The organism is Hymenobacter gelipurpurascens (genome assembly GCF_900187375.1).
Classification (GTDB): domain Bacteria; phylum Bacteroidota; class Bacteroidia; order Cytophagales; family Hymenobacteraceae; genus Hymenobacter; species Hymenobacter gelipurpurascens.
Window position 1 is genome coordinate 1563778 of the sequence record NZ_FYEW01000001.1, and the last position, 25640, is coordinate 1589417.

The following is a 25640-nucleotide window of genomic DNA, read 5'->3' on the forward strand; positions in this document are numbered from 1 at the left end:
TCCCGCAAATCAGCCAGCGCAGAAATGTACAATCTGGCTTTTTGCCCTGACTTCGACTACATCTAACCGTTATGGTTGATCTGGTGTCCGGGCTGTCGAAGCATCTATATCGCTTCGTTGTAGTTCTAGGCCAGTAATTAGCCAGAGGTAGAAATGCTTCGGCTGCGCGGACACCAGATCAAGCATGACGGTCTTTTTTAAGCTGCTTAACCGACCGCCCAAAATGCTCCTAGGCCACTTCCTCACCTGTTTTGCCCAGCAGCCGCACGGTGGCGTAACCTAACAGCAGGAAAGCGCCATACAGCAGCGTAACGCCCCAGGTAGCGGGGTGGTCGGTGGGGTGCAGTAGGCGGTGCATGATGTCGTAGAACAGCGTGAGCGGGTTGGTCAGCACGTCCCAGCTATTGAAGCGTAGGAAGCGGCCCAGATACACGCCAAAGGAACTGAGCAGCAGCGCAATGGTGGCAAAGCTCCAGCCCGTCCACCACCCCAGGCGGCGCGTCACGAGGGCTTGCATATCGGTGAGGGAGGCGTAGGCCAGCATCAGGCCGTTCCAGGCGCAGCTCAGAATCAAGGCCAGATCGTACCAGTACGGCACGCCTGGCCTAGGCTCCAGATGAAACAGATCGGTGAGAATGTAGGGCGCATTGGGGAAAAACAGCAGCCACACCAGCCCTACCGGTAGCAGCACCCGCGCCTTCAGCCGGCCTGCCGTGAGGGAGAGCATGGTGCTGAGCCCAAACGGAACGACGGCCAGAAATAGATTCCACATCAGGAATACGAACCGGATTTCGTGCGCCAGAAATACCCGGAGGGTTATCAGTACTACACTCAGGGTGAGCGAAATACCCAACACAAGCAGCAGGTTGAGGCGCTGGCGGATCTGGGGCAAGGATAAGTCGGCTAGTGGAGTCGGCATAGCTACAAGTTCAGCATTTTTAAACGCCAACGGAAATGCACGGTTACACCGCCGGCGGTGGGCGGCGTTATTCTACCACTCCACCCGCCGCCCACCGCAGCATGGCCTGGGCTTGGGCATACTTAGCCTGTAGCTCCGAAAGCTTCACGCGGGCCGAAACCAGCGTGGCCTCCCGGGAATTAATCAGAAACACAGAGCTTTCCCCGTTTTCAAAGCGGATCTGCTCGCCGCGGCGCAGGCTTTCGGCGTTGCGTACCACCTGTTGCTGCAGGGCCAACTGTTCGCGCAGCGCCTCCCAGTCGTTGGCCACGGTTTGTACGCCCGTCTGGATTTCGCGCGTGTCCTGTTGCAGATCCAGCTCGGTTTCCTGCTGCTTGAGGCGGTTGAGCTGCAGCTTGGCCCGCTCCTGCCGCAGCAGCAACGGATAAGCAAAGCTCACGCCCAGCTTGTAGTTGTTCTGCAGATACGTGCCGCGCAAGCTGGCCGACTTCTCGGGGCTGAAGGGCTGGCCGGCTTGCAGCAGGTTATAATCAACGGAGAGCTTGGGCAGCAGCTTATTGGAAAGCAGGCGGCGCTCTACGCCCAGCTGGCTGAGCTTAGCCCGGTTCTTTTGGAGTTCCGGATGAATTTGCTGGGCCAGCTGCGCCAGGGCCGCTACCGAATCGGGCGAGAGAGTGCGCCAGTCGGTGGGGCCGGGCAAGGGCTGCGGCCGGGCCGTGGCGGGCAGGTCGCGGGGCTGTTGCTGCTCATCCCAGAGGTAGTTGCTGAGCAGCAGCGTGGCATTGCGGAACTGCACCCGCGCCTGGCTAAGCGTGGCCTGCCGGTTTTGCAGCTCCGTAAGTGCCTCAATAGAATCGATGGCCGCCGCATCACCGAGCCGTACGCGCTGCCGGATGGCCCGGAAGCGCACATCGGCCAGGCCGGCGTTGCGGTCCAGCAGCTGCAGACGCTCGTAGTTCAGGCTCCAGTCCCAGTAGTCTTTAGCGGCCTGCAGCACCAGCTTGTTGAGGGCACCGCGCCGCTCGGCTTCGGCCAGGCCTTGCAACGCCTGAGCCTGACGCACCGCCGCCCGCCGCTCATCTATCAGCAAGCCCTGGGCCAGCGGCACCGACAGGCCTACGTAGCTCAGGCCCGCCGGCGAAGTGTAGTTCTCGGGGTTGACGTAAGTTCCCACGCCCCTATCGAAGCCGGCTTTCACATCGAGCCCGTACCATATCGGAATGCGCAGCTGCGAGTCCCAATCGTGGAAATATTCCTTGCCCCCGAACGTCTTGCCATAGTATTTGCTGGTGGCGGTGGGGTCGAAGAGGCCACGGGCATAGCGCACCTCCTGCAGGGCGCGCTCCGGCTGCAGCCGCGCCTGCCGGGCCACCGGGTGGCGCAACGTCACGTAGGTAAGCAGGTCGTTGAGCGAGAACACCTGACCCGAATCGGGCGCGGCTGCCTGCACGCTCCCGGGTTGGCCTAGGCCACTCAGCTGGCCGTTTGGCCGGGCGGTGGGCTGGGCTTGCAGGAAGGCCGGCGGCAGCATATTCAGCCACAGCAGTAGTAGTAGTAAGGGCCACCTCATTTCGCTTCCTCCTCCTCGCCGCTATCTGCCGCTTTAGCTTCTTTCTTGCCCGCTAGGCCACTTTTGGCCTTGTCGGAAGGGGCGCCCACGAAGTCGGGCGGGAAGCCGTTCAACTGGCGCCACAGCTCGTACCAGATCGGAACATCATCTAGCAGGGCCCAACCGTACACCCCGGAGCCTACCCGCAAGGGTTCCGGCCAGGGCTCCAAATCAGGGTCAGGTGTCACGAGAATGCGGTATTGGCCCTGAGAGTCAATGTTATCGATAACGGCCACCCGGCCCCCGAATGTGCCGAAGCTGGTACCGGGCCAGCCGGTAAACACCAGCGCGGGCCAGCCATCAAACTGCAGCCGCACCTTACGGCCTACACTGAGCAGCGGAATATCCATGGGGCGCACGTAGAGCTCGGCAGACAACGCCGGGGCAATGGGCATCACGGTCAGGATGGCTTCGCCTTCCTTCACAATTTCGCCGATACCCTGCTTGAGGGCGCGCACCACGTAGCCATCCTGCGGGGCCTGAATGTGGTAGTAGCCCGAGCGGATGCTCAGGTTGGCCAGCTCGTTGCGGAGCTTGGATATCTGTCCCTCCGAATCGAACTGGTAGGCTACTGCCGAGCGGCGCTCCGACTCCGACTTGGATAGCTTGTCCTGGTAATCGGCCTGCAACGACGACAGCTCCAGCTGCGCGTTGGTCAGCTCCTGGCGGCTGGCGCCCAGCTTATTTTCTACGGCCTGGCGCTTGGCGGTGCTTTCCTGAAACTTCAGGCGCCGCTGCTCCAGCTCCGTGAGGCTCTTAAGACCCTGTTTGTAGAGCTCTTCCTGGCGCGCCAGCTGCTGGCGGGCAATATCGAAGTCGTTGTTGGCGGCGCGCAGCTCGGCCTCGTCGGAGTTTACCTTGAGACGGGTCTGGGTGACTTTGTTGCGGGCCTTGTCGAGGCTTACGCTCAGACCCGCCCGCAAAGCGGTTTGCTGAGAGCCGAGGGCCACCGTTTTGCCCCGGTTTTCTTCGAGGGCCGAAATCTTGGCCGCCAGCTGCTCACGGGTACGGGCCAGCAACTCGGGGTCGAAGTACTTCTCCTTGATTTCGGTAATGACGACCAGCGTATCGCCCTGCTTCACGCGCTGGCCCTCCCGCACGCGCCAGCTCGCAATGCGGCCGGCAATAGTGCTGGGCACCGTTTGGGGCCGGTCTTGGGGGCGCAAGGTGGTGAGCTGCCCGTTGGAGCGGATGTTCTGCGTCCAGGGCAGAAACCCCGCCAGCAGCACTGCTAGGCCTATTCCGCCCAACCAGCGGGCCAGCACGCGGCCGTTGCGCGGCGTCTGCACCCGTTTGAACGAGCGGAAATGCGCCGTCAGCGGGTCAGTTTCTTCGAGGGGATGTTCGGCGAAAGGCATATTCGTTGCGAATTAAAAGTGCGGATGAGCTGACCCGGGGCTACAGAAGCTCCCGTAGCGCAGACTGCTGTGAAATGCTGGCAAAAGGACCATCGAGCACAAGGCGGCCCTTTTGGAGCAAGGCCAGCCGGGGGCATAGCTCCAGAAGGCGCACATCGTTGGAGGCCAGCACCACCGTCCAGGTTTGCGAGGGGTCCAGCAGGCGGCGCATAATGCGCAGGCGCTCGGCTGGCTCTACTCCGGGCAGGAAATTATCGAGCAGCAGCAGCCGGGGCCTACTCACAAGGGCGCGGGCCAGCAGCAGCTTCTGTCGCACACTATCGGAGAAAGTCGTCCCGACGCTCAGGTGCGTTTTCAGGCCCTGCGGACGCGCGTAAAAGTCGTCGCGCAGGCCCACTAGCTCCAGCGCCCAGGCCACATCCTCGGCGCTGATGTGGGGCTGATCCAGGGTCAGGTTCTGGAGCAAGGTCCCCTCAAACAGGTTTTGGTGGGCAATGTTGGCGCCTACATACTGGCCTAGCGCCTCGCTGGAAATGTCCTGCAGGGCCATGCCCTCGTAGGCCACTACGCCGGTGTAGCCGGGCAGCAAACCCGCCAATACGCGCAACAACGTGGTTTTGCCGGAGCCATCGTAGCCGGCCAGCCCCAGATGCTCGCCCGCGGTCAGCTCCAGCGTCACATCCTGCAGCGGCTGCTTCTGCCCTCCCGGATACTGGTAGGTCAGGTGGCGTACTTCCATGCGTAGGCCACTGGTTTGGGTGGGTAAAGGCAAGGTGCCGGTCGTGTGCGGCTCCAGCACGGGCAAGTCCAGTACATGGCCAATTTTATCGAGCGAAGTCAGGGCATCATACACCACATCCAGCTTGAGCAGCACTTTTTCTACAGCCGAGATGGTGAGGATAATCACGATTTCGGCGGCCACAAACTGCCCGATGTTGATTTGCTTGCTGATCAGCAGCCAGCACCCAATGATGAGCAGAGCAGCCGTAATCAGGGTTTTGAAAGCCACGAACCCCCAGAACTGCGTCAGGAGTACCCGGAAGTGGCTTTGGCGGGCTGAAAGGTAGCCGCCCACCAGCCCATCGGTGCGGCTGAGGGCCAGCTCCTGCCGGGGCGAGTGCCGGAACGTGTGCACCGTGCGGGCTACATCTTCCAGCCAGGCCACCACCTGATACTTGTATTTCGATTCGGCGAGGCTGGTTGTGAGGCCTTTAGGGCCGGTCACCCGAATCATGAGGGCCAGCAACGCTATCAGCAGCAAGCCGAAGGCAATGAAGATAGGATGATAAAAGGAGAGCAAAATCAGGCCGAACAGAATCTGCAGCGCCGCCGCCGAAAACTCTACCAGCAGCGTAGAAAGGCCTTTCTGTAGTGTGGGCGTATCGAGCAGCCGGTTCATCAGCTCCGGCAGGTACTGGTCGCCGAGCGACTCCGTGCGTACCCGCGGCAGGCGCACCGCAAAATCGAGGCTGACGCGGGCAAACAGGCGCTGCTGAATGAACTCCACCAGGTACAGCTGCATCACCTGCAGCGCCCCTACCAGGAACGTCCCGAACACAATAAAGCCAATCAGCACGACTAACGATGTGCTGACATCGCCGCTACTCACAAACCCGATGACGGACTGCACGCCCAGCGGCAACGTGAGGCTAATGAGGCCGGCCAGGGCCGCATATACATAGAGGTACGTGATGTCGCGCCGTTCCGAAGCCAGCAGGCGCAGCATCCGCTGGCCCGGCGTCAGGGAAGATTCAGTATGGTCGGCCATAAGAAGGAGGTCAGAATTCAGGGGTCGTTATTGATTCAGGGTTCCGAAAGCCAGCCCTTCCAGAAAGGAATAGATGTTGGCCTCGACGGCTTGTTCGCCAGAAGTATCGGTGAGGGAAGGCAGGTGCTGGGCAAAAAAGAGCTGCTTTCGCGAGGCCTCCAGCAACGTACTTACCAGCGCATGTGGGTAGCGGTAGGTAGGCCGGATTTCGCTCACCATGCTCGCGATGTCGGCCACCAGCTGCTTGTGCTCCCGAAATAGCCCGCTCTGGTTGTTCTCATCCACATCGTGGGTGAGGTAAGATTTGGAGGCTTCGTTTACTACGATGCGGTGTAGCGCGGCCTCGTCCAGCTCGGTTGTGGGGTTGTCGTGGTGGGCCCGCGTCAGAATGCCCAGCACCAGCCGCAGCCGCTGGCTGGGGTCGGGGATGTTGTGGGTATGGAAACGGATCTGAAACCGAAGCCACGCCCAGTACCACGACACCAGGTACACCAGCAGCCGGTGCTTGCTTTCGAAGTAGCGGTACAGGGAGGCTTCTGTAGAGCCCATGCGGTGAGCCAACTTCTTGAACGTGAACTGCTCTAGGCCTATCTCATCAATCAGCCGGATGCTCTCATTAATGAGCCGCCGGCCCAGCTCCGTATCCTGCGGATCGCGCAGATACAGTTTGTCGCTCAGGCAGATATCTCTCATGTTCGTTCTCAGTTGCGCCACGGAAAGAAGTATTACTTCAGCTCTTGATAGCTTTACTTACAGCCGAGCTTGCAGGAGGCCATGCTGCCCATTGAAAAGCCGCCCTCCTACATCTCCCAGACTCGGGTACAAAGGTACCGCATGGCTCTACTGCCGAACTTAAGGCCAGATTAAATGGGTCTTAAATCTTCATTAAAACAGCGGCAGCTGTTGGCACTTTGCTAGGCCACTTCCTCGCGGCATCTAGGCCCAGCTGAGCACGAAAGGGCCACGGGAAAAGCAAACGCCCAGAGCCTGCTATTCCTACTTAACCCTTGCCCGGTGTATCTGCGTACCTTTGCTGTCCGATGCGCTGGTATGGTTGCTGGCGTCGTCCTCTGTACTCTCACCTACTTTCTCTCCGGTCCTCTGTTATGAGGTATTCCCTTGCTCTGCGACTTGCGGCTTTCTGTACTGGCCTAGGCCTGTCGGCTCCGGCCTTAGCTCAGCAGCCTACATCGCGCCCTACTACTGCCCCCACCGCAGCCCCCAAGAAGGCCACCACAGCCCCTGCAAAGCCGGCCACAAAGCCAGCTCCGGCGGCCACGACGCCAGCCAAAGCAGGAGCTGCTCCTACCAAAACCGCCGTTTCGGGCGCTAAAGCCACTGCTGCGCCAGCTGCCACTAAGCAGGCTGCTCAGGCCGGAGCAAAGCCCGCTACTCCGGCCGCCGCTAGGCCTGCTGTGGTTTCGCCGCCCAAACCTACCGGGCCTCCCCTGCCAGCCAACCTGGGCTCCACTGACCCCAACACGCGCTACAAAAACGGCAAAACGCTCCTTGAGCAAACCCGCTACGATCTGGCCATGCAGGAGCTGGAGCCGCTCACGCGCCCCGGCAGCAAGTTTGAGCGCGCCCCCGAAGCCGGCTATCTCTACGCCGTGGCGGCCAGCCGCGCCAAGAAGTGGGCCGAAGCTGAGCAGATGCTTAACCTGATTCGTAACCAGTACCCGCAGTGGCCTAACCTGCCCGAGGCGCTGTTTCTGCAAGGTCAGGTGTCGTTTGAGCAGAACGATTTCGACAATGCACTTAGAGTGCTGGCCCAACTCCCCTCCGACCGCCTAGCGACGGAGCGCGAGAACATGAAGGCCCTGTATCTGCCCCGCATCAAGGACAAGGCCACATTCCAGAGCCTGCTCAAAACCTATCCGCAGGAAGCGGCGCTGGGACGCGCGTACGCCAACAAGCTAGCCAATGGCGGCTGGTACACCGATGCCGACAAAGGCCAGCTCGACCAGCTCATCACGCAGTTTTCTCTTGATCGGGCCCGCTACACCCCGCAGCCCCGGGCCCAGAAGAAAAGCACCTACAATATTGGGGTGCTCCTCCCCTTCGAGTTCAACGACCCGAGCTGGGAAAAGCAACGCAAAAATCAGTTCGTGACCGACCTGTATGCCGGCATGCGCTTAGCCCAGGACTCCTTGCAGCGCGAAGGCCGCCCCGTGCAGCTCTTCGCCTACGATACCGGCGCCGATACCCTGCAGCTCAAGCAAGTGCTGGCGCTGCCCGAGGTAGCCTCCATGGACATGATTATCGGGCCGGTGTACAAATCGGGCAGCAAGATTCTGGCCCGCTTCGCACAGCAGAAGCAGATCCTGTGCGTTAATCCGCTTTCTCAGGATGGCGACTTGGTTCTGGACAACCCTTGGTATTACCTCTATGAGCCCAGTGCCGCCACCCAGGGCCGACAAGCCGCTGAGTTTGCGTTTAACCGCTTGGGCGGCCCGCGCACGGCCGTGGTTCTCTACGAAGACAGCAAAGACGAAGCTTCCTTTGGAGTGGCCTACAAACAGGCCTACGAGGCGCTAGGCGGCAAAGTCCTGGAGCTGCGCCGCATCAATTCCGATGTGGAAGAGTCCATGGCCGCTGGGTTTGCAGGCCTGGATCTGAAGTCTGTAGGCCACTTGGTGGTGGCTTCTGATGGCAAGAAGGCTGGCCCCTATACCTTCGGGGTGATGCAGGCCCAGGCTACGCGCCCGGCCCTCATCACCTATGCGTCCTGGCTCGACAACAACCGCGTAAGCCTAGGCCAGTTGAATGCCCGCAGCGTGTACTTTGTGCATCCCAAATTCCTCGACAAAACCAATCTGGGGGTGCGCCGCTTCCGCCAGTTGTACACCCAGCGGCAGAACCTGCCCCCCTCCGTATTTGCCTTTTCAGGCTTCGAGATGCTGTACTACTTCGGCTCTCAGCTCCACCAGAACGGCCCCGATTTTCAGGAGGCGCTGGCCAATGGCGGCCCGGTTTCCGGCACGGTGTTCCAGGGCATCGGCTACCCCGGCGGCTCTCACGACAACCAGTACGTGCCCATCACCAAAATGGAGCGCCTGGAGCTTGAAGTGCTGAACCCGGTGGGCATCAGGTAGGTTACACTATAGCGCGAAGCTCCAGCCTCGCGCCTCATCAGTATCTGTAGTATGGCGCGCCGCTGGAGCTTCGCGCAACCTTTCAGTTTCTCCTCGCATGTCTCAATCCGTAGTTGCTCCCGAACTTACTCTCACCACCAGCGACACCCTGTTTACCCGCGCCAAAGAGCACATTCCCGGTGGCGTAAACTCACCTGTGCGTGCCTTCCGGGCAGTAGGCGGGCACCCGGTATTTATGCAGTCGGCCAAAGGAGCCTGGCTGACTGATGTAGATGGCAACCAATATCTTGATTTCATAAACTCTTGGGGCCCAATGATTTTGGGACATGCACCAGAACTAGTACTGGATGCAGTGCAGGAAGCCATCAAAGGCTCGTTGTCGTTTGGGGCGCCTACCCGCCGCGAGGTGGAGATGGCTGAGCTCATCAAGCAGATGGTGCCCAGCATCGAGAAAGTACGGTTGGTAAACTCCGGCACGGAAGCTACGATGTCGGCCATTCGGGTGGCGCGGGGCTATACAGGCCGCAACAAAATCATCAAGTTCGAAGGCTGCTACCACGGCCACGGCGACTCCTTCCTGATTGCTGCCGGCTCGGGTGCCCTTACCCTCGGCGCTCCCGACTCGCCGGGCGTAACGCAGGGCGTGGCCCAGGACACCCTCACGGTTCCTTACAACGACCTCGCTGCTGCTGAGCAGATCATTCTCGCCAACGAAGGCCAGGTAGCTGCCCTGATTCTGGAGCCGGTTGTTGGCAATATGGGTTTGGTAGCCCCCCAGAAAGGCTACCTGCAGGGCCTGCGCGACTTGTGCACCCAGCACGGCATCGTACTCATTTTCGACGAGGTAATGACGGGCTTCCGCCTGTCGCGCGGTGGCGCGCAGGAGCTCTACGGCATCAAGCCCGACATGACGACTCTGGGCAAAATCATTGGCGGCGGCATGCCCGTGGGGGCCTACGGTGGCCGCCAGGACATTATGGACCAGGTAGCACCGGCTGGCAAGGTCTACCAGGCTGGCACGCTCTCCGGAAACCCTATTGCTACGGCGGCCGGTATTGCACAGCTTACTTATCTGCAGGAAAACCCTGAGCTATACACCGAGCTCAACCGCATCAGCACGCGCATCGCCGATGGCACCCGCCAGATCTGCCAGGAGTTGGGCCTGAACTACACCGTCAATCAGGTGGGTTCAATGTTCAGCGTATTCTTCACTGATCAGCCCGTCAATAACCTCGAGGATGCCAAGAAATCAGATACTGAAGCCTTTGGACGCTACTTCCGCGCCATGCTGCACCGCGGTATCTACCTCGCGCCGGCTCAGTACGAAGCGCTATTTGTGAGCACTGCCATCACCGACGAGCTAGCCGACGTGTACCTCACGGCCTGCCGCGAAGCCATGCGCGAAGCACACGGCCTATAGGTCTAGTCTTCTGTTTTTAAAGCATTCAGAACCTGACTTAGCAAGAATATGTGTCGTACTCACGGCTCATTCCTGCTAGGCCAGGTTCTTTGTTTGTGGATACTGGCCTAGGGTTTTCTGATATGTCTTTCCGAACCATACCGGCAACCGGCTACCTTTGCGGCAAATCCATTTGCTGCTATGCTCCGATTTCGTTCGATATTTCTGCTGCTGCTGTGGCTAGCCGTGCCCGGTGTGCTTCTGGCCCAAACGGAAACGCCCGCGGCGGCCAACAAGCGCCTCTTCGACCGCACTGTTGACGAACTAAACTTCCGCACCATGGAAACCGTCTACGACAAGACGTTTGCCCGCGGCAAGTTTCCGGCTGGGCTTCGCACCGCGAAGGCGCGCCGGGAATTCGATAGTTTCCCCGGCCGGCCCGATCTGCAGAAGCTTTTTCACAACTACAACGATGTATCGGAGCGCTTTAAAAGCCGTTTTGGCTCAGGCCGTGCCGATCTGGTCGAGTTTGAGAAGCAGCTGAATACGGTATTGGTCGACAAGAACTTCGAGTTTTTTGTGCGGGTGCTGCCTCGCGACGAGCGGGTTTCACTTATCCGGGCTTTGCAGCGGGTTATCAAGCTGGGTACGGCACAGTTCAATGCCTCCCAGGACCCCGCTCCCGAGGAGCTGGCCGCCGATGGTGCTGCCGTACCGGCTCCAGCCGACGCGGAAGTAACGCCACCGGCCAACGCCGCGCCTGCTGCTATGGAAGATGCGCAGCCTACTCCGGAAGGCAACCTCGCCTCAACGCCCGCCAGCTACCCTGCCCTGCGCCCCCTGGATGTTTCGCCTCGTCATGACTGGGTTGACTACCTCACGTTGCTGCTGGCAGGCAGTTCCCTCCTGCTCACGCTATTCCTGATTACTGGCCCCCTGGCCGACCTGCGCAACCGCCTTGACGCTCTCAACGATGAGTTAGAGGACCGAAAATCAGGCGCGGCCGCTACGCCCCGGCGCCGCTCCAATGCCCTGCCCGAAGACCGCTACGAAGACGATGACGAAAACTAAGAACTGGGAAGTGAACAGCCTTTGTAATAGCTCTCTAAGCCGTTGCAAAGCCTGTTTTCGATTTCATTCTCAGTTCTTGATTCTTACTTTTTAATTGAACCCATGATTCTCACCGACCAGCAGATTCTCGCCGAAATAGAGCGCGGCAACATTGTTATCCAGCCCTACGACCGGACCTGCCTCGGCACCAACTCCTACGATGTGCACCTGGGCCGCTACTTGGCTACCTACCGCGATGCCGTGCTGGACGCGCGCAAGCACAACGAAATTGATGTCTTTGAAATCCCGGAGGAAGGCTTTGTGCTGCAGCCTGGCACGCTCTACCTAGGCGTTACGGAGGAGTACACCGAGAGCCATGCCCACGTGCCCTTCCTGGAAGGCAAGAGCAGCGTAGGCCGCCTTGGCATTGATATTCACGCCACCGCTGGCAAAGGCGACATCGGCTTCTGCAACACCTGGACGCTGGAAATCAGCGTTTCGATGCCGGTACGTGTGTATCACCTGATGCCCGTAGGCCAACTCATCTACTTCGCCGTGCAAGGCGATGTCGAAACGTTTTATAACCGCAAAGCCAACGCCAAGTACAACGAGCGCACCACTAAGCCGGTGGAGTCCATGATGTGGAAAAACCAGTTTTAGCCTAGGCCACCTGGTCGCCTACTTAGGCTCCAAGCAAAGGATCTTATCTGATGAGAAAGCAAGGCTGCTAGGCCAGTTGCTTCTTATCATGTAAGATCCTTTCTGTTAAGTAAGCTGGGCAGTTGAAGGGAAAAGGATTTATATGTTTTAGATATAGAATAAACTCCCTGGCACAGTTTTTCGTTAATAACCAGACAAGCCACCTGATTTCAACCACCCTTGAATAGGGAAGCTGACTTAGATTGTTGACTTAAAACGTGCAGATACAGATGAGAAAGCAACTTGCTACCGCCGCTCTGCTGCTCGCCGCTTTCGGCGCGCAGGCTCAGCAAGGTCCCTCGTTGGTCCAACCCCAGGATAAAACCAAGCCTTCACTTCGGCTGAATCCGGTGCAGGAGCGTGCCAGGCGCCTCTCCGACCAGATGGCCCGCGACCTGCGCCTCAATGGCTACCAGACCACCAAGCTGCGTGCTATCAATGAAGAGAAAGTAGCAAAAATGGCCGCTATTGAGCAGCGCCATGCCGGCAACCAGAAAGTAATTACCGAGCAGTGCGACGCCGTATGCCGGGAGCGTGATAAGGAGCTTCAGGCGGTTCTGTCGAACGACCAGTACAGCAATTACTACGACTCGCGTGCTGCTTTTCGTAAGTATGACCGAGATTACGCGGCACAATCCAGCAATGCCATTTTCGTAAACTCGGTGCAGAACCCAATGCCAGCCAGCAGCAAAGGTGCTACTATTGGGCCAAGCAGAACAACTACTGCTGCCCCAACAACCCGTTAGATTGCAGTGGCCTAGGCCACTTGGTTATATAAAAAAAGTCCCGCCAGAGTTTCTGGCGGGACTTTTTGTCTTTTCAGGCAAACCCTTATTTCTGAGCGCGCTCTTCTTCCTCAATGTGGTCCATTAGCACGCGGCACAGGTCGCGCATCTTGGTGGCCATCACAGAGTCGTTGGTGGCTGTGATGATGCTCTCGGCCATGGCGCCCATGGTATCCACGTAGAAGCGCTTCATCTCATCGACGGGCATTTCCTTGGTCCAGAGGTCAATCTTCATGGTACCGCGCTCATCCCGGTCCCAGAGGGCAATATTGATGGCTTTAGCGAAGTGGATATCAGGACCTGCATCGGTGGCCGACCAGCTGATGGCCTCGGGCACTTTCTGATCGTCGAGGGCAATGCTGAACCGGATTTCGGATTTTTTCATGGCTGCAAAAGATTAAAAAAGAACGTCATGCTGAGCGAAGCCGAAGCTGCGCTCAGCATGACGAGCTACTTGGATTGTTCAGTCAAACCGTGGTTAAACGTAGTTGTTCAGCATCACGGGCATCACCAGCATCAGGATGCTTTCGTTGTCATCCGGAGTGGTGGGCATGAGCAGGCCGGCGCGGTTTGGCGTGCTTAGCTCCAACGTAATTTCCTCAGAGTCGATGTTCGACAGCATTTCGGTCAGGAACTTGGCGTTGAAGCCGATTTCCATGTCCTCGCCATCGTACTGGCAGGCCAGCTTCTCGTTGGCTTCGTTCGAGAAGTCGAGGTCTTCGGCTGAAACCGTCAGCTCCGAGCCAGCGAGGCGCAGACGCACCTGGTGGGTGGTCTTGTTGGAGTAGATGCTGATGCGCTTCACCGAGTTCAGCAGTTCCTGGCGGCTGATGATGAGCTTGTTGGGGTTGCTAACCGGAATTACGTTTTCGTAGTCGGGGTAGCGCTCATCAATCAGGCGGCACACGAGGCGCATCTGGTTGAAGCTGAAGAAAGCATTGGAGTTGTTAAACTCTACACGCACCGTAGTGGCCTCGGAGGGCAACGCGCCTTTCAGCAGATTGAAGGCTTTGCGCGGAATGATGATGTTAGCCGTCTGGCCAGCGCCTACGTCGGAGCGGCGGTAGCGCAGCAGGCGGTGGCCATCGGTGGCCACGAAGGTTACCTGGTTGTCGGCTAGCTGCACCAATATTCCCGTCATGGCGGGGCGCAGCTCGTCGGTGCTCACCGCGAAGATGGTCTTGTTGATGGCGCGCGACAGCGACGTGGAGGGAATATCAATGGGCGTCGAGCCCTTCACTACCGGCACGCGGGGGAAATCGGTGGCATTCTCGCCGGCCAGCTTGTAGCGGCCGTTGGAGCTGGCAATTTCAATGGTATACGTCTCCTCATCCAGCGTGAAAGTCACGGGCTGGTCGGGCAGGTTTTTGAGAGTATCGAGCAGGATGCGGGCGGGCGCGGCAATGCGGCCGCTTTCGCGGGCTTCTACGGGCAGCTCGGTCATCATGCTGGTCTCCAGATCGGAGGCCGTAATCATCAGCTTGCCCTCTTCTATCTCAAAGAGAAAGTTCTCCAGAATCGGTACCACGGGGTTATTCGTGACCACGCCATTGATGCTCTGGAGCTGCTTGAGCAGAGCGGAAGACGAAACGATGAACTTCATATGAGAGGTGGGTTTTGGCGTGTTTTGGAAGACGACAAAGATAGGAAACGCGAGCCGGTTTGGAAACCGCCCCGTGCAATGAATTAGGCCCTTTATTAAGTCTTCACTCTATATCCCTAGGCCACTCCGTTGGGATAAATTTGGTCGGTTTGGATTTCCGGTCTGCTTCGGTTATCGTAGGCCACTTGATTACGCTTTGCCTTGGTGTTTCAGTTGGTAAAAGAGAAGTTAGGGAGGTTTAGTATTTTAGCGAACAGACCCCTCACCTTTTGTTCATGCCAGTTACTGCCTTACACCATCTAGTTTATCAGAGCTCTGCTACCACCTCCCTGAGCGAAAAGGATCTGGAAGCAATTCTTACCCAATCGCGCGCCTGGAACCATGCGCATGAACTCACTGGCGTCTTGCTATACAGCAATGAGGAGATTATGCAGGTGCTGGAGGGCCCTGAGGAAGAAGTTCGTTATATATTCCAGCGCATCGAGCAGGACAACCGGCATTACCGCGTCACTAAACTATCCGACGGCCCAATTCAGGAGCGCAATTTCGCCCAATGGTCGATGGGCTTTAAGGCCGTCAATCCCGAAGATTTTCAGCATCTGTTAGGCTATCTTAATCCTACTCAAGACTCCTACCTCGCCGACCATTCCACCAACACGGATGCGTCGCTTTACGCCATGCTGTCAACCTTCGTGACGGAAGACGAAATCAGGTTCTAGGGGGGTACGGCCAAGCAGTTTGAAACAGCGTGTTAATTGTGCAGCCAATGTGCTAGGGGTGCAAAAAACAGCAGGGCCAACACGAGCAGTATTCCGATAGCAGCTACGGTATTTAATACCACAACTTGTCCAGCATTGGCATAGCTATTATCGTACTCTCTGGCCAATATATCTTCTACTATTTGCGTGTTCCGATAACGCGAATACAACCAGATAAAGCCTATTGGCACGAAAACCAGCACACCGAATAAGGCTTCAACAAGTCCTGCTATGATAAAGCTGAAGAGTTCTTCCATGCTAAACCGAGGGTAAGTTGAGTTCCACAATCCGGTGTAGATTAAGCTTAGCTAAACGACGCATAGCGCCGCTTCCGACGCCACGCCCGTACCGCCCCGAACAGGCCTAGCAGCACCAGCGGTGCCACTAAGTTCAGCAGTTGCCAGCGGCGGCGCTCCTCCACAACCCGAAGCTTATCCAGAGGGCGCAGCGTGATTTGCTTGCTGCGTACCGAGATGAGTCCGCTTTCGTCCAGCATATAATCCACGGCATTCAACACCAGCTCACGGTTAGCAAATTCGGTGTTAGCGAGGCGGTCGAAGCCGAGGCGGAAGGGCTGCCCGGTTTTGGGGTCCAGCTCGCTGCGCACGAAGTCCCCATCGGAGAGCACCAGCACTTTGGAAGGCTTGGCCTGCGGGGAAGCTTCGGGCTGAAACTGGTTGGTACAGGGCTCGGCACGGTTAGCGTAAAGCGACCGGAACTGGCCTTCCAGCAAATACCCCACCGGCTGAAACTTCTGCTTGTAGAGCTTCTGATTAGGCTCCAGGCGGGCATCGTTCAGGTTGATGGGCACTGGTGAGGGCAGCACGCGGGTATAGCGTGAGGTGAACAGCAGCGGCGTTTTACGGATGCCCACGGCTTTCACGGTGTCCATGCTGCTCACAAACTTGGTGTACACCGCATCGAGGTTGCGGGTGATGGGGTGCTGGCTGAGGTTGTTGATGAGCGGATAGAACTGCCAGGGCATAGGCTCTACCTTGGGCTTTTCGCCCTCTAGGCCAGTCACCATGGGTACTACGCCGGAGTTGAGGTCCAGAATCAGGTCGGGGTTGATGCGCACGCCGTACTTGAACAGCAGGTCCTCCAGGTTCAGCTGCATCGGGAAGGAGAGCATGCCGCCGCGGTTGGCGCTATCCAGGTTCACGCGCATGGCATCCACGAAGAACAGGGCGTTGCCGCCCTGCGTGATAAATTTATCCAGTTTGAATTTCTCCGGCTCAGAATAAGCGGTGGCGGGCTTAGCCACAATGATGGCACTGAGCGTTTGCAGATCCTGGGGGCGCGCCTTATTCAGGTTCACCCGAAAAACATCATAGAACTGCTGTAGGGAGCCGATCAGGTCGCCGGCTTCGGCATTGCTTAGTTCGCCGTGGCCTTCGAGCACGCCAATGCGCTTCCGATTCCCGGGGCTCAGCTTGCGGATAGCACTAGCCAGCTCATATTCTAGGCCTTCAATGCTTTGGTTGAGCCGCACATCGGAAGGGGCGGCCTGGTTGCCGCGCAGCAGAAGCACTTGTTGCTCTTTGCCGCCGGAAGCGACCGTAGCCCACGGAAAAATGATTTTCTCGACGCGCTTCCCGTTCTCGTTGGCGCCCAGGTTAGTTGGCTGCAGGCCCTTCTTGAGCAGTGTGGCGTAGTACTCGTTGCGGGCCTTTTCGGTGCCGGCCGCCGAGGGGTCCACAAACACATAGTGCAGGTTGGAGCCGCCGTACACCTGCATTTCGTTCAGGGTTTCGCGCACGGATTGCTGCAGGCGGCGAAAGGCCGGCGGGAAGTCGCCGTCGAGGTACACCGTCACGGTGACGGGCTGCTTCAGGTTCTCCAGCAGCTGCTTCGTGGCGCCCGACATGGTATAGCGCTTTTCCTCCGTCATATCCAGCCGGAAGAAGTAAAGGCCACCCAGGAAGTTGAGCAGCAACAGGCCTAGCAGCGCCAGACCGAAGCGCGTCAGGTCGCGGCGTTTGCGCGTGGTAGAAACAGAAGCAACAGGAGCAGATGAAGCCATAAAGCGGCGAATTCAGATCAGATTCTTTTGTCAGCTTGAGCAGTAGCTCAACCCAGACAAGTAGTGGCTATTTGGATTACCAGTTGCGGCTTTGCAACACCAGGCGCGTGCCCAGCAACAGACCTACAATCAGGCTTAAGAAATACAGCAAGTCGCGGGAGTCGATGAGGCCCTTGCTCAGGTCGCGGTAGTGGGCCGCAATACCGAGCTGGCCGATGTAGTAGGCCACCGAACCATCAAATACCGAGGCCAGCGAATCGAAGCCCGAATACACCAAAAAGCAGCCAACCACCGCCACTAGAAAAGCAATGATTTGGTCGCGGGTGATGGCACTGGCGAAGACGCCAATAGCGGCAAAAACCGCCGCCAGCAGTGCCAGCCCCAGGTAAGAGCCCACCGTAGCAGCTGAGTCGATGTTGCCTTTGGGCGCGCCCAGCTGGTACACTGAGTAGTAGTACAACAACGTCGGAACCAGCGCCAAAAGCGCCAACAGCAGGCACGCCAGGTACTTCCCTCCTATTATCTGAGTATCGGTGAGCGGGCGGGTTAGCAGTAGCTCAATAGTACCGGCCTTCTTCTCCTCGGCGAAGGTGCGCATGGTGATGGCCGGAATCAGGAACAGGAAGATCCAGGGGGCCATGTTGAAGAGCGTCTGCAGATCGGCGTAGCCGTAATCGAGCACGCTACTATCGGGAAACACCCACACGAACAGGCCGGTGGCCACCAAAAACACGCCAATGACCACGTAGGCTACTGGGGAGCTCAGGAAAGCATTGAATTCTTTGCGAAGTATGGCGTACATCTAGGAGTGATGTGCTGATAGTTGATAGGTAAATCCGGAGAGTCCACTTATTTCGTCAGAGCCTGGAACACCTGCTCCAGCGACTGTTCTTCCTGCCGTAGGCCTAGCAGCACCCAACCCTGCTGCGCGGCTAAGCGCGAAATAGCGCCGCGCTGATCAGAACCAGCGGCAGCACGAATGCGGTAGGTGTTACCAGCCTCTTGTTCTACCTGATTGATGCCGGGCAAAGCGAGCAACGGTGTGGTGTCAACCGGCTGCTCAAACTCGGCGCGGATAATGGTTTCGCCAGCCGCTTTGGCACCCAGTTCCGAAACTGGTGAATCGGCTACGAGCTGGCCACGGTTGATGATAACGGCGCGGCTGCAGAGAGCAGCTACTTCGGGCAGAATGTGCGTGGAGAAGATGACCGTCTTATCCTGGCCCAGCTCCCGAATCAGGGTCCGGATTTCGCCAATCTGGTTGGGGTCTAGGCCAGTTGTGGGCTCATCGAGGATGAGCACGCCAGGGTCGTGGATAAGCGCCTGAGCCAGGCCTACGCGCTGACGGTAGCCTTTCGATAACGCCCCGATTTGCTTGTTCTGCTCCCGGCCCAGGCCTACGCGGTCAACCATTTGGCGCACGCGTTGCTGTAAATGGTTGCCTTTCAGTCCGTGCACGGAGCCAATGAATTCCAGATACTCATGCACGTACATATCCAGGTAGAGCGGGTTGTGCTCCGGCAGATAGCCCACGCGCCGGCGCACTTCTAGGGGAGCCGCCAGCACATCGTAGCCTTCCACTACCACGGTCCCGGCGGTGGGCGGCAGGTAGCCGGTGGCAATCTTCATAGTCGTGGACTTGCCTGCCCCATTGGGCCCCAGAAACCCCAGGATTTCGCCTTTACCGGCCGTAAAGCTGATGTTGTTGACGGCCACTTGCGTGCCGAAGGTTTTCGTCAGCTGTTGAACTTCTACCATTTGCTTAGTCTAATTCAATTGGCTGCCAATCAGAAGCAGACAACCCAAATTCAGTGGCTACACTAAGAGCATTGCCAAAGTTTTCGTACCACTCGTCACCACCAGTACTTAAATCGACACTATTTAAGTAATACACAAAGAAGCCTCCTGTTTGCATAGAATCTTCCTCTAATACTAAATGATCTATTCCATCATCTAATGGTACAGGTAGAACAAGCTTCCACTTTTCACCCATCTACTTAGGCTGCGTGGGCCGCATCTGTATTTCTGAAATCATCGTCGTTTGCGGAGCTTCCAGAGCGTGCACAATAGTAGCAGCAATATCCTCGGGCTGCATCTGGTGCGGATCAGGCTCTTGGCCGGGCGTGGCGCCATTGAAGTTCGTTTCCACGGAGCCAGGCATCACGCATGTCACGCGCACGCCGGCGGGGCGCACTTCCTTAAATAGCGCATCGGAGAAGCCGCGCACAGCGTACTTAGTAGCACAGTAGCCCGCTAGGTTAGCAGAGCCTGCAGTGGCGGCCAGAGAAGCCACATTGATGATGTGGCCTAGCTGCTGCTTTTTCATCTGGGGCAGCGCCGCCTTGGTGCAATAGAATAGCCCATGCACGTTGGTATCAAACATCTCGTGCCAGTCATCGGAAGAGAAGCCGTCCACTGGGCCGAAGTGGCCTAGGCCGGCATTGTTCACCAGCACATGTATTTCCTGACCTAGCTCGCGCTGGGTGTTGGTATAGGCCTCTTTCACGGCCACTTCATCGCGCACATCGCACTCGAAAAACTGGAAACGCTCGTGCTCCAACCCTTCGGGCGCCGTACGGCCCCAACCAGCCACTAGGGCACCTTTTGCCAGCAATGCCTCGGCGGTAGCCCGCCCAATTCCTTTGCTGACGCCTGTGATAATGGCTACCTTGCCGCTTAAGTCCATAGCAGTACCAGATGACTTGGTTTGAAATAGGGATGCAAGTTAGCGCCCCACGTCGGCTTTTACGTGCATCGGCCATTGGAGTCGTGGCTTTGCTGTCGTTGGCAGGTTGCCAGAAGGAAAATGAGGCGGGTTGCTTCACGAGTACCGGCAACATCATTACGGAGCGGCGGGCATTATCTCCTTTCCGGGTGCTCACCACCTACGATAATGTGCAGGTGACGCTTGTGCAGGACACGGAAACGTACGCCGAAGTACGGGCCGGCAAAAACCTGCAGGATGATATTCGGCTGGAAGTAGAAGGCAACCAACTCACCATCCGGAATACCAGCCGCTGCAACTGGGTACGCCGCTACAACACGCCCCGCGAAGTTACGCTGCACACGCCCCGCCTCACCGATGTATTCCTGCGTGGGCAGGCCGATATCCGGACCGCCGGCCCCTTCCGGGCCGATACGCTCTTCGTGCACCTTGTAGGTTCCGGCGACTATCATTTGAACCTCCAGAGCAAATACCTGAACGCAGACCAGTACGAGCTAGGCGACATCTATCTGGAAGGCCAAACCGACGAACTTCACCTCACCATTGGCGGCGGCGGCAGCACGTATGCTACTGGCCTACCAACTCGTCAAGTGTATCTGCGCTCTAATTTCGACAGCGAAGGCAGTGCCTACTTCCGACCTTCCGAGCTACTCACGGGCGTTCATGCAGGCATCGGGACGGTTTACTACCACGGCATGCCAGCTACTGATCTGCGGGTTACGGGCAAGGGCAGGCTGGTGAAGGAATAACTGCCACTTCGTAGGTTCTGCTGGTCAACAGAGTGGCCTACAAATCGCCGAGCTGGGGCCGAATCAGGAGTTCTTCTACCACTGCTTGCGGCGAGAGGCTGAACGTGCTGAAGATGGCCTCGGCTACATCCTCCGCCCGAATAAACCGCTCCGCGGGCAGGTTGGTGCCTTCCCAACTGGCCGTGAGCGTAGCGCCCGGCAGCACGGCCGTCACACGGATGTTGTGCTCTTTCAGCTCTTCCCGCAGGTTTTTTGTAAAACCCAGCAGCGCAAATTTGGCAATGCCATAAGAGCCGCCATTAGGATAGGCCGTGAGACTGGCCGTGGAGCAAATAGTAAAAATATGCCCCTTGCGATGCGCAATTAGGCCGGGTAGCAGGGCCAGCGTCACGTCGTAGGCGCTGAGCAGGTTGGCGGCCAGCATCTGGCGCAGCTGCGAGCCATCCTGGGGTTCATCCTGCAGGCGGCCCGGAATGAAGGCTCCCGCATTGTTTACCAGCACCTCCACCTGGCCCAGGCCACGCACGAAGTCGGTGAAGCGGTGCGCGTCGGTTTGCTGGCTCAGGTCGGCGGGGTGCGTGTGCAGCTGGGCGGCGGGAAGTTCGGCCTGTACGGCAGCTTGCAGCGCGTCGAGGTCGGTGGTAGAACGGGCGCAGGTGGCTACCGGATAGCCAGCGCGCAGAAACCTGAGTACCAGCGCCCGGCCGATTCCCTTTGTACCCCCGGTAATCACCACGATATTTTTTTGCATTCCTTTGATTGCTGAAACTGTTTTTACGTAAGTGAGGCGGGTTAGCTCCTCCATATTCTATGGCAGGCCTCCCCGACCACAAGAACCCGCTTTTCCTTCTTCTGTTCCGCTTTTATGGTCAAGTCATTTGGCGAATTTCTGCTCTTTATCCAGAGTATGCTCTCCCGAAAAGAGCGTTTTAGTGTACTCTGGACCCGCACAATTGACGAATGTATCGTCATTGGCGTAAACTCCATCTTTATTGTTGCCATCGTGTCGGCCTTCATTGGGGCCGTTACGTGCGTGCAGATTGCCTACAACCTTACCAATCCGCTCATCCCGAAGAGCACCATCGGGTACATGGTGCGCGAAATGACGATTTTGGAGCTGGCCCCCACCATCACCAGCATTGTGCTGGCGGGTAAGGTTGGTTCCAGCATTGCGGGTGGCCTAGGCACCATGCGCATCACGGAGCAGGTTGCCGCGCTTGAAGTAATGGGTATCAACTCAGCCTCTTACCTGGTATTGCCCCGAATTATTGCGGCCATGCTGATGTTTCCGCTCCTCGTGATTCTGGCTATGGCGTTGTCCATCATCGGGGGGTATCTGGCCGGTACGCTCACGGGCGCGGTTTCAGCTCAGGAGTACGTGGAAGGAATTCGGACCGATTTCATTCCCTACAACATTGTGTTTGCCTTGATTAAATCGGTGGTGTTTGCCTTCCTGGTATCCGCTATTTCGGCGTTCAAAGGCTACTACACGCAGGGCGGTGCCCTAGAAGTTGGCGCGGCCAGCACCGACGCCGTGAACAATTCCATTATTGCGATTCTGGTAGCCGACTTCGCCTTGGCAGCCATTCTGTTGTAATCCGGAAGCCTCGAATAAATACTTGAGAATATTCTCTTTATTCTGTCTTCTGGCTTCTATCTCCTAGCTTCTCTCATGATTGAAGTACATAATATCCAGAAATCCTTCGATGGCAATCAGGTGCTGAAAGGCATCAACTGCACCTTCGAAACGGGTAAGTGTAACCTGCTACTGGGCGGTTCCGGCACTGGTAAATCGGTGCTGTTGCAGTGCATTGTAGGCCTGATGAAGCCCGATATTGGCAGCATCACTTTCGATGGCACCGTGTTCACCAACAACAAAGTGGACATCAAGCAGGAAATTCGTCGCAAAATCGGAATGCTGTTCCAGGGCTCAGCCCTGTTCGACTCCATGACGGTAGCCGAAAACGTGGAGTTTCCGCTGAAAATGCTCATGACGGAAATGAGCCGCGAAGAGCGAAAAGATCGGGTGGAATTCTGCCTCAAGCGCGTAGGACTAGAAAACGCCGGCACCAAAATGCCCTCCGAGATATCGGGCGGCATGAAGAAGCGGGTAGGTATTGCGCGGGCCATTGCGCCTAACTGTACGTACCTATTCTGCGACGAACCCAACTCCGGCCTCGACCCGCTCACCAGCATCAAGATTGACGAGCTGATTCACGAAATCACGCACGAATACGGCATCACGACCGTCGTAGTAACGCACGATATGAACTCAGTCATCGAAATCGGTGACCATATCATCTTCCTCTACAAAGGCCAGAAGCTCTGGGACGGCAACAAGGATGAAATCCTGAACGCCCAGGTGCCCGAGCTAAAGGAGTTTATCTTCAGCAGCAGCTTAGTACGCGCCGCCAAAAAAGTAGACGACGAAACCCAAGGTGGCCTAGCTGCCGCCACCACCGACGAGGCAATCAATATTTAATCTGATTGTAGTCGTCGTCATTGCGAGCAAAGCGACGCAATCTTTCTCAATGCACGAGCCGTTGACGACCAAAAAAGCCCTTACCTCCACTGTGGAAGTAAGGGCTTTTCAGTAGGCCGCCGTTGGCGCAACTGGAAGGAAGGATTGCGTCGCTCTGCTCGCAATGACAGGCTTGGTGGCCTAGAAGCCTTCGCGACGCCGAAGCTCTGTGATGTGCGCTACGTGGTGCCGGCCGTGCCACGCGTAGAGCACCAGCGCCTGCTCCAGGGTGAACTTGCGCTTGGTGCCCGGGTGATAGAACGTGCGCTGCCACTGCTGCTCCGTGAGGTTCCGCAGCAGGAATGTCCAGCGGATATGCAGTGACTCCAGCAAGGCCAACGACACCGCCGGTGGTGTTGCGGCAGTATCAGGTAACTCAGCCCATAGCTGCTCTTCGTAGGGGCAGATGGTGGGGTTATCTTCCGTTAGGGCCAGCTTGAAGCGGACGAAGCTGTTGAGGTGCGAGTCGGGCAAATGATGCACTACCTGACGCACCGACCAGCCGCCGGGCCGGTAGGGCGTATCCAGTTGGGCCGGCGTAAGGCCTGTAACGGCGGCACGCAGTTGGTCCGAGAGCAGCGCAATCTGCGCTACGTAGGCCATGCGGGCGCCGCGCTCCAACGGCTCATCGGGCAAAATGGGGTGGCCTATGGGAAAACGCAGATCGGGGGTGGCAGTAGTTTCCATGTAATGTAGGGTGAAGGGGCACGCAAAGTAACACCACCGGGCAGTACTCAGCGTGCAGGTGGCTTAGAAACAGCAACGGCCTCTCTTGTTCAGAGAAGCCGTTGCAAAGTAGTTGAGGCCGATACCTTAGCCGTTACGCTTGTTGAGTTCGTCGCGGATTTTGGCAGCCTTCTCGTAATCTTCTTTTTCGAGGGCCTGGGCCAGCATTTTGGTCAGCTCATCCAACGAAACCTGTCCGCTTGGCTCGCGGGGCTCGGGCTGGGGTCCAGCCGTTTCGCCCGAAACGTCATCCTCGTCCTCATCTTCGTCGTCGGTGTCTTCGTCCGCATTTTCGTCGAGGTCGGAGAGAATGATACCGGCTTCACTGAGCACACTTTCCACCGTATAAATCGGCACGCCAAAGCGTAGGCCGATGGCAATGGCATCGGAAGGGCGCGAGTCCAGCTCAAACGTCGTGGCCCCATCAGAGCACACAATTTTGGAGTAGAACACGCCTTCTTTGAGGTCGGAAATCAGGACCTCCAACACGGCTACATGCACCTGCTCGGCAAAGGCCTTAAAAAGGTCGTGCGTGAGGGGCCGGTTCGGATTGATTTTCTCTATCTGAATGGCGATACTCTGCGCCTCAAACATGCCGATAATGATCGGCAAGCGCCGGTTGCCGGTTTTTTCACCCAGAATAAGGGCAAACGAACCCGACTGCGACTGGCTGGACGAGAGGCCCAGAATTTCGAGCTGAATTTTTTTCACCAGGTAACGTACTGATTTACTGAAGTATTAGACACTGCCCTGCTGCTATATACGAATGTGCTAATCAATTGCCATAAAACCGCGGCTCCCAGCAATTAATCGGCGCCAACGCGGCGGCAGTGGCCTAGCCCAGTTCCTTTACGGCCTGGGTTAGTTTGGGCAATACGTCAAATACGTCGCCTACGATGCCATAATCAGCAGCTTTGAAGAAAGGAGCCTCCGGATCTTTGTTGATGACCACGATAACCTTCGACGAGTTTACGCCCGCCAAGTGCTGAATAGCACCCGAAATACCGCACGCAATGTACAGGTTCGGCGATACCGTGATGCCGGTCTGGCCCACGTGCTCGTGGTGAGGGCGCCAATCGACGTCGGACACTGGTTTGGAGCAAGCCGTAGCTGCGCCTAGTGCCTTCGCCAGATCCTCAATCAGACCCCAGTTCTCGGGGCCTTTCATGCCACGGCCACCCGAAACCACTTTATCAGCCTCAGGTAGCAATACTCCACCCGTCTGCTCCTGCATGATTACCTGCTTCGGGGCATCCGTAAAGTCAGCATCAGTAAGTTGAGCTGAGAAAGACTCTACCTGGGCAGTTTTGCCGGCTTCGTGCAGGGCCTCGATGGAGTTTTTCTTTACGGCCAGAATCTTCCGGTCGCCGCTCAGTACTACATCAGCAAAGGCTTTGCCCGAGAAGGCGCCGCGCTTCACCGTGAACTGGCCACCGTCGTTCTTAGGCAGCTCCACTACGTTGGTAGCTAGGCTAGCCTGCAAACGTACCGACAGGCGCGAGCCAACGGCCGCGCCGATGTTGGAGTTAGCCAGTACAATTACTTTAGAATCTTCTTTCTGAGCGGCAGCAGCAATCAGCTTAGTGTAGGCGCCGTTCACGAAGTCCTTCAGACGGGGCTCTGCATCGTAGAGCACTTTCGTGATACCCTGCTCACCGAGCGCGGCCAGATTGGCCTCGGTAGCCTCGCCTACGGCAACAGCCGTGGCAGTAGTGCCGAGCATCTGGGCCACCTGGCTGCCATAGGAGGCTACTTCCAGCGAGGATTTCTTTACCTCACCGCCGTCACATTCAACAACAACTAGTACAGACATTGTAGGAAATCTTAAATGTTGGAGGTTGTGAGCCGAACGG

The 25640-nt window shown here is 57.5% G+C and carries 26 protein-coding genes; 9 read left to right on the plus strand and 17 right to left on the minus strand.

Annotation, left to right across the window (positions count from 1 at the left end; all coding sequences use genetic code 11):
* Positions 1-229 precede the first annotated feature (229 nt).
* The 5 genes from CFT68_RS06665 to CFT68_RS06685 form a co-directional block, all read right to left on the minus strand.
* Positions 230-919 (minus strand): DUF1361 domain-containing protein, encoded by a 690-nt coding sequence (locus CFT68_RS06665; protein ID WP_141106472.1) that lies wholly within the window; start codon positions 917-919, stop codon positions 230-232.
* Between the two features lie 67 nt (positions 920-986).
* Positions 987-2450, minus strand: coding sequence for a TolC family protein (locus CFT68_RS06670; RefSeq protein ID WP_170934722.1), 1464 nt, complete (start codon positions 2448-2450; stop codon positions 987-989).
* Positions 2451-2485: 35 nt separating this feature from the next.
* Positions 2486-3886, minus strand: coding sequence for an HlyD family secretion protein (locus CFT68_RS06675; protein ID WP_088842608.1), 1401 nt, complete (start codon positions 3884-3886; stop codon positions 2486-2488).
* 40 nt (positions 3887-3926) lie between these two features.
* Complete coding sequence (locus CFT68_RS06680) at positions 3927-5654, minus strand: peptidase domain-containing ABC transporter (RefSeq protein ID WP_088842609.1); 1728 nt, start codon at positions 5652-5654, stop codon at positions 3927-3929.
* 27 nt (positions 5655-5681) lie between these two features.
* Positions 5682-6347, minus strand: coding sequence for a TetR/AcrR family transcriptional regulator (locus tag CFT68_RS06685; RefSeq protein WP_088842610.1), 666 nt, complete (start codon positions 6345-6347; stop codon positions 5682-5684).
* 413 nt (positions 6348-6760) lie between these two features.
* Between CFT68_RS06685 and CFT68_RS06690 the strand changes: the two genes are divergently transcribed.
* From CFT68_RS06690 to CFT68_RS06710, 5 genes are all read left to right on the plus strand, one after another.
* Positions 6761-8749, plus strand: a complete 1989-nt coding sequence (locus CFT68_RS06690; protein ID WP_088842611.1) for a tetratricopeptide repeat protein — start codon at positions 6761-6763, stop codon at positions 8747-8749.
* Positions 8750-8846: 97 nt separating this feature from the next.
* Positions 8847-10169, plus strand: a complete 1323-nt coding sequence (gene hemL, locus CFT68_RS06695; RefSeq protein WP_088842612.1) for a glutamate-1-semialdehyde 2,1-aminomutase — start codon at positions 8847-8849, stop codon at positions 10167-10169.
* Between the two features lie 180 nt (positions 10170-10349).
* Positions 10350-11219, plus strand: a complete 870-nt coding sequence (locus tag CFT68_RS06700) for a hypothetical protein (protein WP_088842613.1) — start codon at positions 10350-10352, stop codon at positions 11217-11219.
* Between the two features lie 102 nt (positions 11220-11321).
* Positions 11322-11858 carry a dCTP deaminase gene (dcd, locus tag CFT68_RS06705; protein WP_088842614.1) on the plus strand — a complete coding sequence of 179 codons (537 nt, stop codon included), beginning with the start codon at positions 11322-11324 and terminating at the stop codon, positions 11856-11858.
* Positions 11859-12127: 269 nt separating this feature from the next.
* Complete coding sequence (locus CFT68_RS06710; protein ID WP_088842615.1) at positions 12128-12643, plus strand: hypothetical protein; 516 nt, start codon at positions 12128-12130, stop codon at positions 12641-12643.
* A gap of 85 nt (positions 12644-12728) precedes the next feature.
* On the opposite strand, the gene gldC is transcribed toward CFT68_RS06710, so the two are convergent.
* Together gldC and dnaN are read right to left on the minus strand one after the other, a co-directional pair.
* Complete coding sequence (gene gldC / locus CFT68_RS06715) at positions 12729-13067, minus strand: gliding motility protein GldC (RefSeq protein ID WP_088842616.1); 339 nt, start codon at positions 13065-13067, stop codon at positions 12729-12731.
* 93 nt (positions 13068-13160) lie between these two features.
* Positions 13161-14285 (minus strand): DNA polymerase III subunit beta, encoded by a 1125-nt coding sequence (gene dnaN, locus CFT68_RS06720; protein ID WP_088842617.1) that lies wholly within the window; start codon positions 14283-14285, stop codon positions 13161-13163.
* Between the two features lie 275 nt (positions 14286-14560).
* Between dnaN and CFT68_RS06725 the strand changes: the two genes are divergently transcribed.
* Positions 14561-15004 carry a BLUF domain-containing protein gene (locus tag CFT68_RS06725; protein ID WP_088842618.1) on the plus strand — a complete coding sequence of 148 codons (444 nt, stop codon included), beginning with the start codon at positions 14561-14563 and terminating at the stop codon, positions 15002-15004.
* 32 nt (positions 15005-15036) lie between these two features.
* On the opposite strand, the gene CFT68_RS06730 is transcribed toward CFT68_RS06725, so the two are convergent.
* The 6 genes from CFT68_RS06730 to CFT68_RS06755 all read right to left on the minus strand — a co-directional run bounded on the left by CFT68_RS06730 (position 15037) and on the right by CFT68_RS06755 (position 19752).
* Positions 15037-15300 (minus strand): hypothetical protein, encoded by a 264-nt coding sequence (locus CFT68_RS06730; RefSeq protein ID WP_088842619.1) that lies wholly within the window; start codon positions 15298-15300, stop codon positions 15037-15039.
* A gap of 47 nt (positions 15301-15347) precedes the next feature.
* On the minus strand, positions 15348-17066 hold the full coding sequence (gldG, locus tag CFT68_RS06735) for a gliding motility-associated ABC transporter substrate-binding protein GldG (RefSeq protein ID WP_088842620.1): 1719 nt from the start codon (positions 17064-17066) through the stop codon (positions 15348-15350).
* 76 nt (positions 17067-17142) lie between these two features.
* Complete coding sequence (gene gldF, locus CFT68_RS06740; protein WP_088842621.1) at positions 17143-17868, minus strand: gliding motility-associated ABC transporter permease subunit GldF; 726 nt, start codon at positions 17866-17868, stop codon at positions 17143-17145.
* A 47-nt stretch (positions 17869-17915) separates the two neighbouring features.
* Positions 17916-18824 carry a gliding motility-associated ABC transporter ATP-binding subunit GldA gene (gldA, locus tag CFT68_RS06745; RefSeq protein WP_088842622.1) on the minus strand — a complete coding sequence of 303 codons (909 nt, stop codon included), beginning with the start codon at positions 18822-18824 and terminating at the stop codon, positions 17916-17918.
* Positions 18825-18828: 4 nt separating this feature from the next.
* A complete protein-coding gene (locus CFT68_RS06750) occupies positions 18829-19059 on the minus strand; it encodes a hypothetical protein (RefSeq protein WP_088842623.1) in 231 nt (76 codons plus the stop codon).
* The gene (locus CFT68_RS06755; protein WP_088842624.1) at positions 19060-19752 is read right to left on the minus strand and encodes an SDR family oxidoreductase; all 693 of its coding nucleotides are present in this window, start codon (positions 19750-19752) and stop codon (positions 19060-19062) included.
* An 11-nt stretch (positions 19753-19763) separates the two neighbouring features.
* Between CFT68_RS06755 and CFT68_RS06760 the strand changes: the two genes are divergently transcribed.
* Positions 19764-20540, plus strand: coding sequence for a head GIN domain-containing protein (locus CFT68_RS06760; RefSeq protein WP_088842625.1), 777 nt, complete (start codon positions 19764-19766; stop codon positions 20538-20540).
* Between the two features lie 37 nt (positions 20541-20577).
* Here CFT68_RS06760 and CFT68_RS06765 read toward each other — a convergent pair whose 3' ends face one another.
* Positions 20578-21291 carry an SDR family oxidoreductase gene (locus CFT68_RS06765; protein WP_088843697.1) on the minus strand — a complete coding sequence of 238 codons (714 nt, stop codon included), beginning with the start codon at positions 21289-21291 and terminating at the stop codon, positions 20578-20580.
* 114 nt (positions 21292-21405) lie between these two features.
* Here CFT68_RS06765 and CFT68_RS06770 point away from each other — a divergent pair, with 114 nt between their 5' ends.
* Together CFT68_RS06770 and CFT68_RS06775 are read left to right on the plus strand one after the other, a co-directional pair.
* Positions 21406-22137 carry an MlaE family ABC transporter permease gene (locus tag CFT68_RS06770; protein WP_088842626.1) on the plus strand — a complete coding sequence of 244 codons (732 nt, stop codon included), beginning with the start codon at positions 21406-21408 and terminating at the stop codon, positions 22135-22137.
* Positions 22138-22212: 75 nt separating this feature from the next.
* Complete coding sequence (locus tag CFT68_RS06775; RefSeq protein ID WP_088842627.1) at positions 22213-23022, plus strand: ABC transporter ATP-binding protein; 810 nt, start codon at positions 22213-22215, stop codon at positions 23020-23022.
* A 180-nt stretch (positions 23023-23202) separates the two neighbouring features.
* On the opposite strand, the gene CFT68_RS06780 is transcribed toward CFT68_RS06775, so the two are convergent.
* The 3 genes from CFT68_RS06780 to CFT68_RS06790 all read right to left on the minus strand — a co-directional run bounded on the left by CFT68_RS06780 (position 23203) and on the right by CFT68_RS06790 (position 25600).
* A complete protein-coding gene (locus CFT68_RS06780; RefSeq protein ID WP_088842628.1) occupies positions 23203-23748 on the minus strand; it encodes a YfiT family bacillithiol transferase in 546 nt (181 codons plus the stop codon).
* A gap of 126 nt (positions 23749-23874) precedes the next feature.
* The gene (locus CFT68_RS06785; RefSeq protein ID WP_088842629.1) at positions 23875-24498 is read right to left on the minus strand and encodes a bifunctional nuclease family protein; all 624 of its coding nucleotides are present in this window, start codon (positions 24496-24498) and stop codon (positions 23875-23877) included.
* A gap of 124 nt (positions 24499-24622) precedes the next feature.
* Positions 24623-25600 (minus strand): electron transfer flavoprotein subunit alpha/FixB family protein, encoded by a 978-nt coding sequence (locus CFT68_RS06790; protein ID WP_088842630.1) that lies wholly within the window; start codon positions 25598-25600, stop codon positions 24623-24625.
* Between the last annotated feature and the right edge of the window lie 40 nt (positions 25601-25640).

Coding starts and splice junctions, on each gene's coding strand:
- CFT68_RS06665 (WP_141106472.1), bottom strand. CDS start 919: ATGCCGACTCCACTAGCCGACTTATCCTTGCCCCAGATCCGCCAGCGC.
- CFT68_RS06670 (WP_170934722.1), bottom strand. CDS start 2,450: ATGCTGCCGCCGGCCTTCCTGCAAGCCCAGCCCACCGCCCGGCCAAAC.
- CFT68_RS06675 (WP_088842608.1), bottom strand. CDS start 3,886: ATGCCTTTCGCCGAACATCCCCTCGAAGAAACTGACCCGCTGACGGCG.
- CFT68_RS06680 (WP_088842609.1), bottom strand. CDS start 5,654: ATGGCCGACCATACTGAATCTTCCCTGACGCCGGGCCAGCGGATGCTG.
- CFT68_RS06685 (WP_088842610.1), bottom strand. CDS start 6,347: ATGAGAGATATCTGCCTGAGCGACAAACTGTATCTGCGCGATCCGCAG.
- CFT68_RS06690 (WP_088842611.1), top strand. CDS start 6,761: ATGAGGTATTCCCTTGCTCTGCGACTTGCGGCTTTCTGTACTGGCCTA.
- hemL (WP_088842612.1), top strand. CDS start 8,847: ATGTCTCAATCCGTAGTTGCTCCCGAACTTACTCTCACCACCAGCGAC.
- CFT68_RS06700 (WP_088842613.1), top strand. CDS start 10,350: ATGCTCCGATTTCGTTCGATATTTCTGCTGCTGCTGTGGCTAGCCGTG.
- dcd (WP_088842614.1), top strand. CDS start 11,322: ATGATTCTCACCGACCAGCAGATTCTCGCCGAAATAGAGCGCGGCAAC.
- CFT68_RS06710 (WP_088842615.1), top strand. CDS start 12,128: ATGAGAAAGCAACTTGCTACCGCCGCTCTGCTGCTCGCCGCTTTCGGC.
- gldC (WP_088842616.1), bottom strand. CDS start 13,067: ATGAAAAAATCCGAAATCCGGTTCAGCATTGCCCTCGACGATCAGAAA.
- dnaN (WP_088842617.1), bottom strand. CDS start 14,285: ATGAAGTTCATCGTTTCGTCTTCCGCTCTGCTCAAGCAGCTCCAGAGC.
- CFT68_RS06725 (WP_088842618.1), top strand. CDS start 14,561: ATGCCAGTTACTGCCTTACACCATCTAGTTTATCAGAGCTCTGCTACC.
- CFT68_RS06730 (WP_088842619.1), bottom strand. CDS start 15,300: ATGGAAGAACTCTTCAGCTTTATCATAGCAGGACTTGTTGAAGCCTTA.
- gldG (WP_088842620.1), bottom strand. CDS start 17,066: ATGGCTTCATCTGCTCCTGTTGCTTCTGTTTCTACCACGCGCAAACGC.
- gldF (WP_088842621.1), bottom strand. CDS start 17,868: ATGTACGCCATACTTCGCAAAGAATTCAATGCTTTCCTGAGCTCCCCA.
- gldA (WP_088842622.1), bottom strand. CDS start 18,824: ATGGTAGAAGTTCAACAGCTGACGAAAACCTTCGGCACGCAAGTGGCC.
- CFT68_RS06750 (WP_088842623.1), bottom strand. CDS start 19,059: ATGGGTGAAAAGTGGAAGCTTGTTCTACCTGTACCATTAGATGATGGA.
- CFT68_RS06755 (WP_088842624.1), bottom strand. CDS start 19,752: ATGGACTTAAGCGGCAAGGTAGCCATTATCACAGGCGTCAGCAAAGGA.
- CFT68_RS06760 (WP_088842625.1), top strand. CDS start 19,764: ATGACTTGGTTTGAAATAGGGATGCAAGTTAGCGCCCCACGTCGGCTT.
- CFT68_RS06765 (WP_088843697.1), bottom strand. CDS start 21,291: ATGCAAAAAAATATCGTGGTGATTACCGGGGGTACAAAGGGAATCGGC.
- CFT68_RS06770 (WP_088842626.1), top strand. CDS start 21,406: ATGGTCAAGTCATTTGGCGAATTTCTGCTCTTTATCCAGAGTATGCTC.
- CFT68_RS06775 (WP_088842627.1), top strand. CDS start 22,213: ATGATTGAAGTACATAATATCCAGAAATCCTTCGATGGCAATCAGGTG.
- CFT68_RS06780 (WP_088842628.1), bottom strand. CDS start 23,748: ATGGAAACTACTGCCACCCCCGATCTGCGTTTTCCCATAGGCCACCCC.
- CFT68_RS06790 (WP_088842630.1), bottom strand. CDS start 25,600: ATGTCTGTACTAGTTGTTGTTGAATGTGACGGCGGTGAGGTAAAGAAA.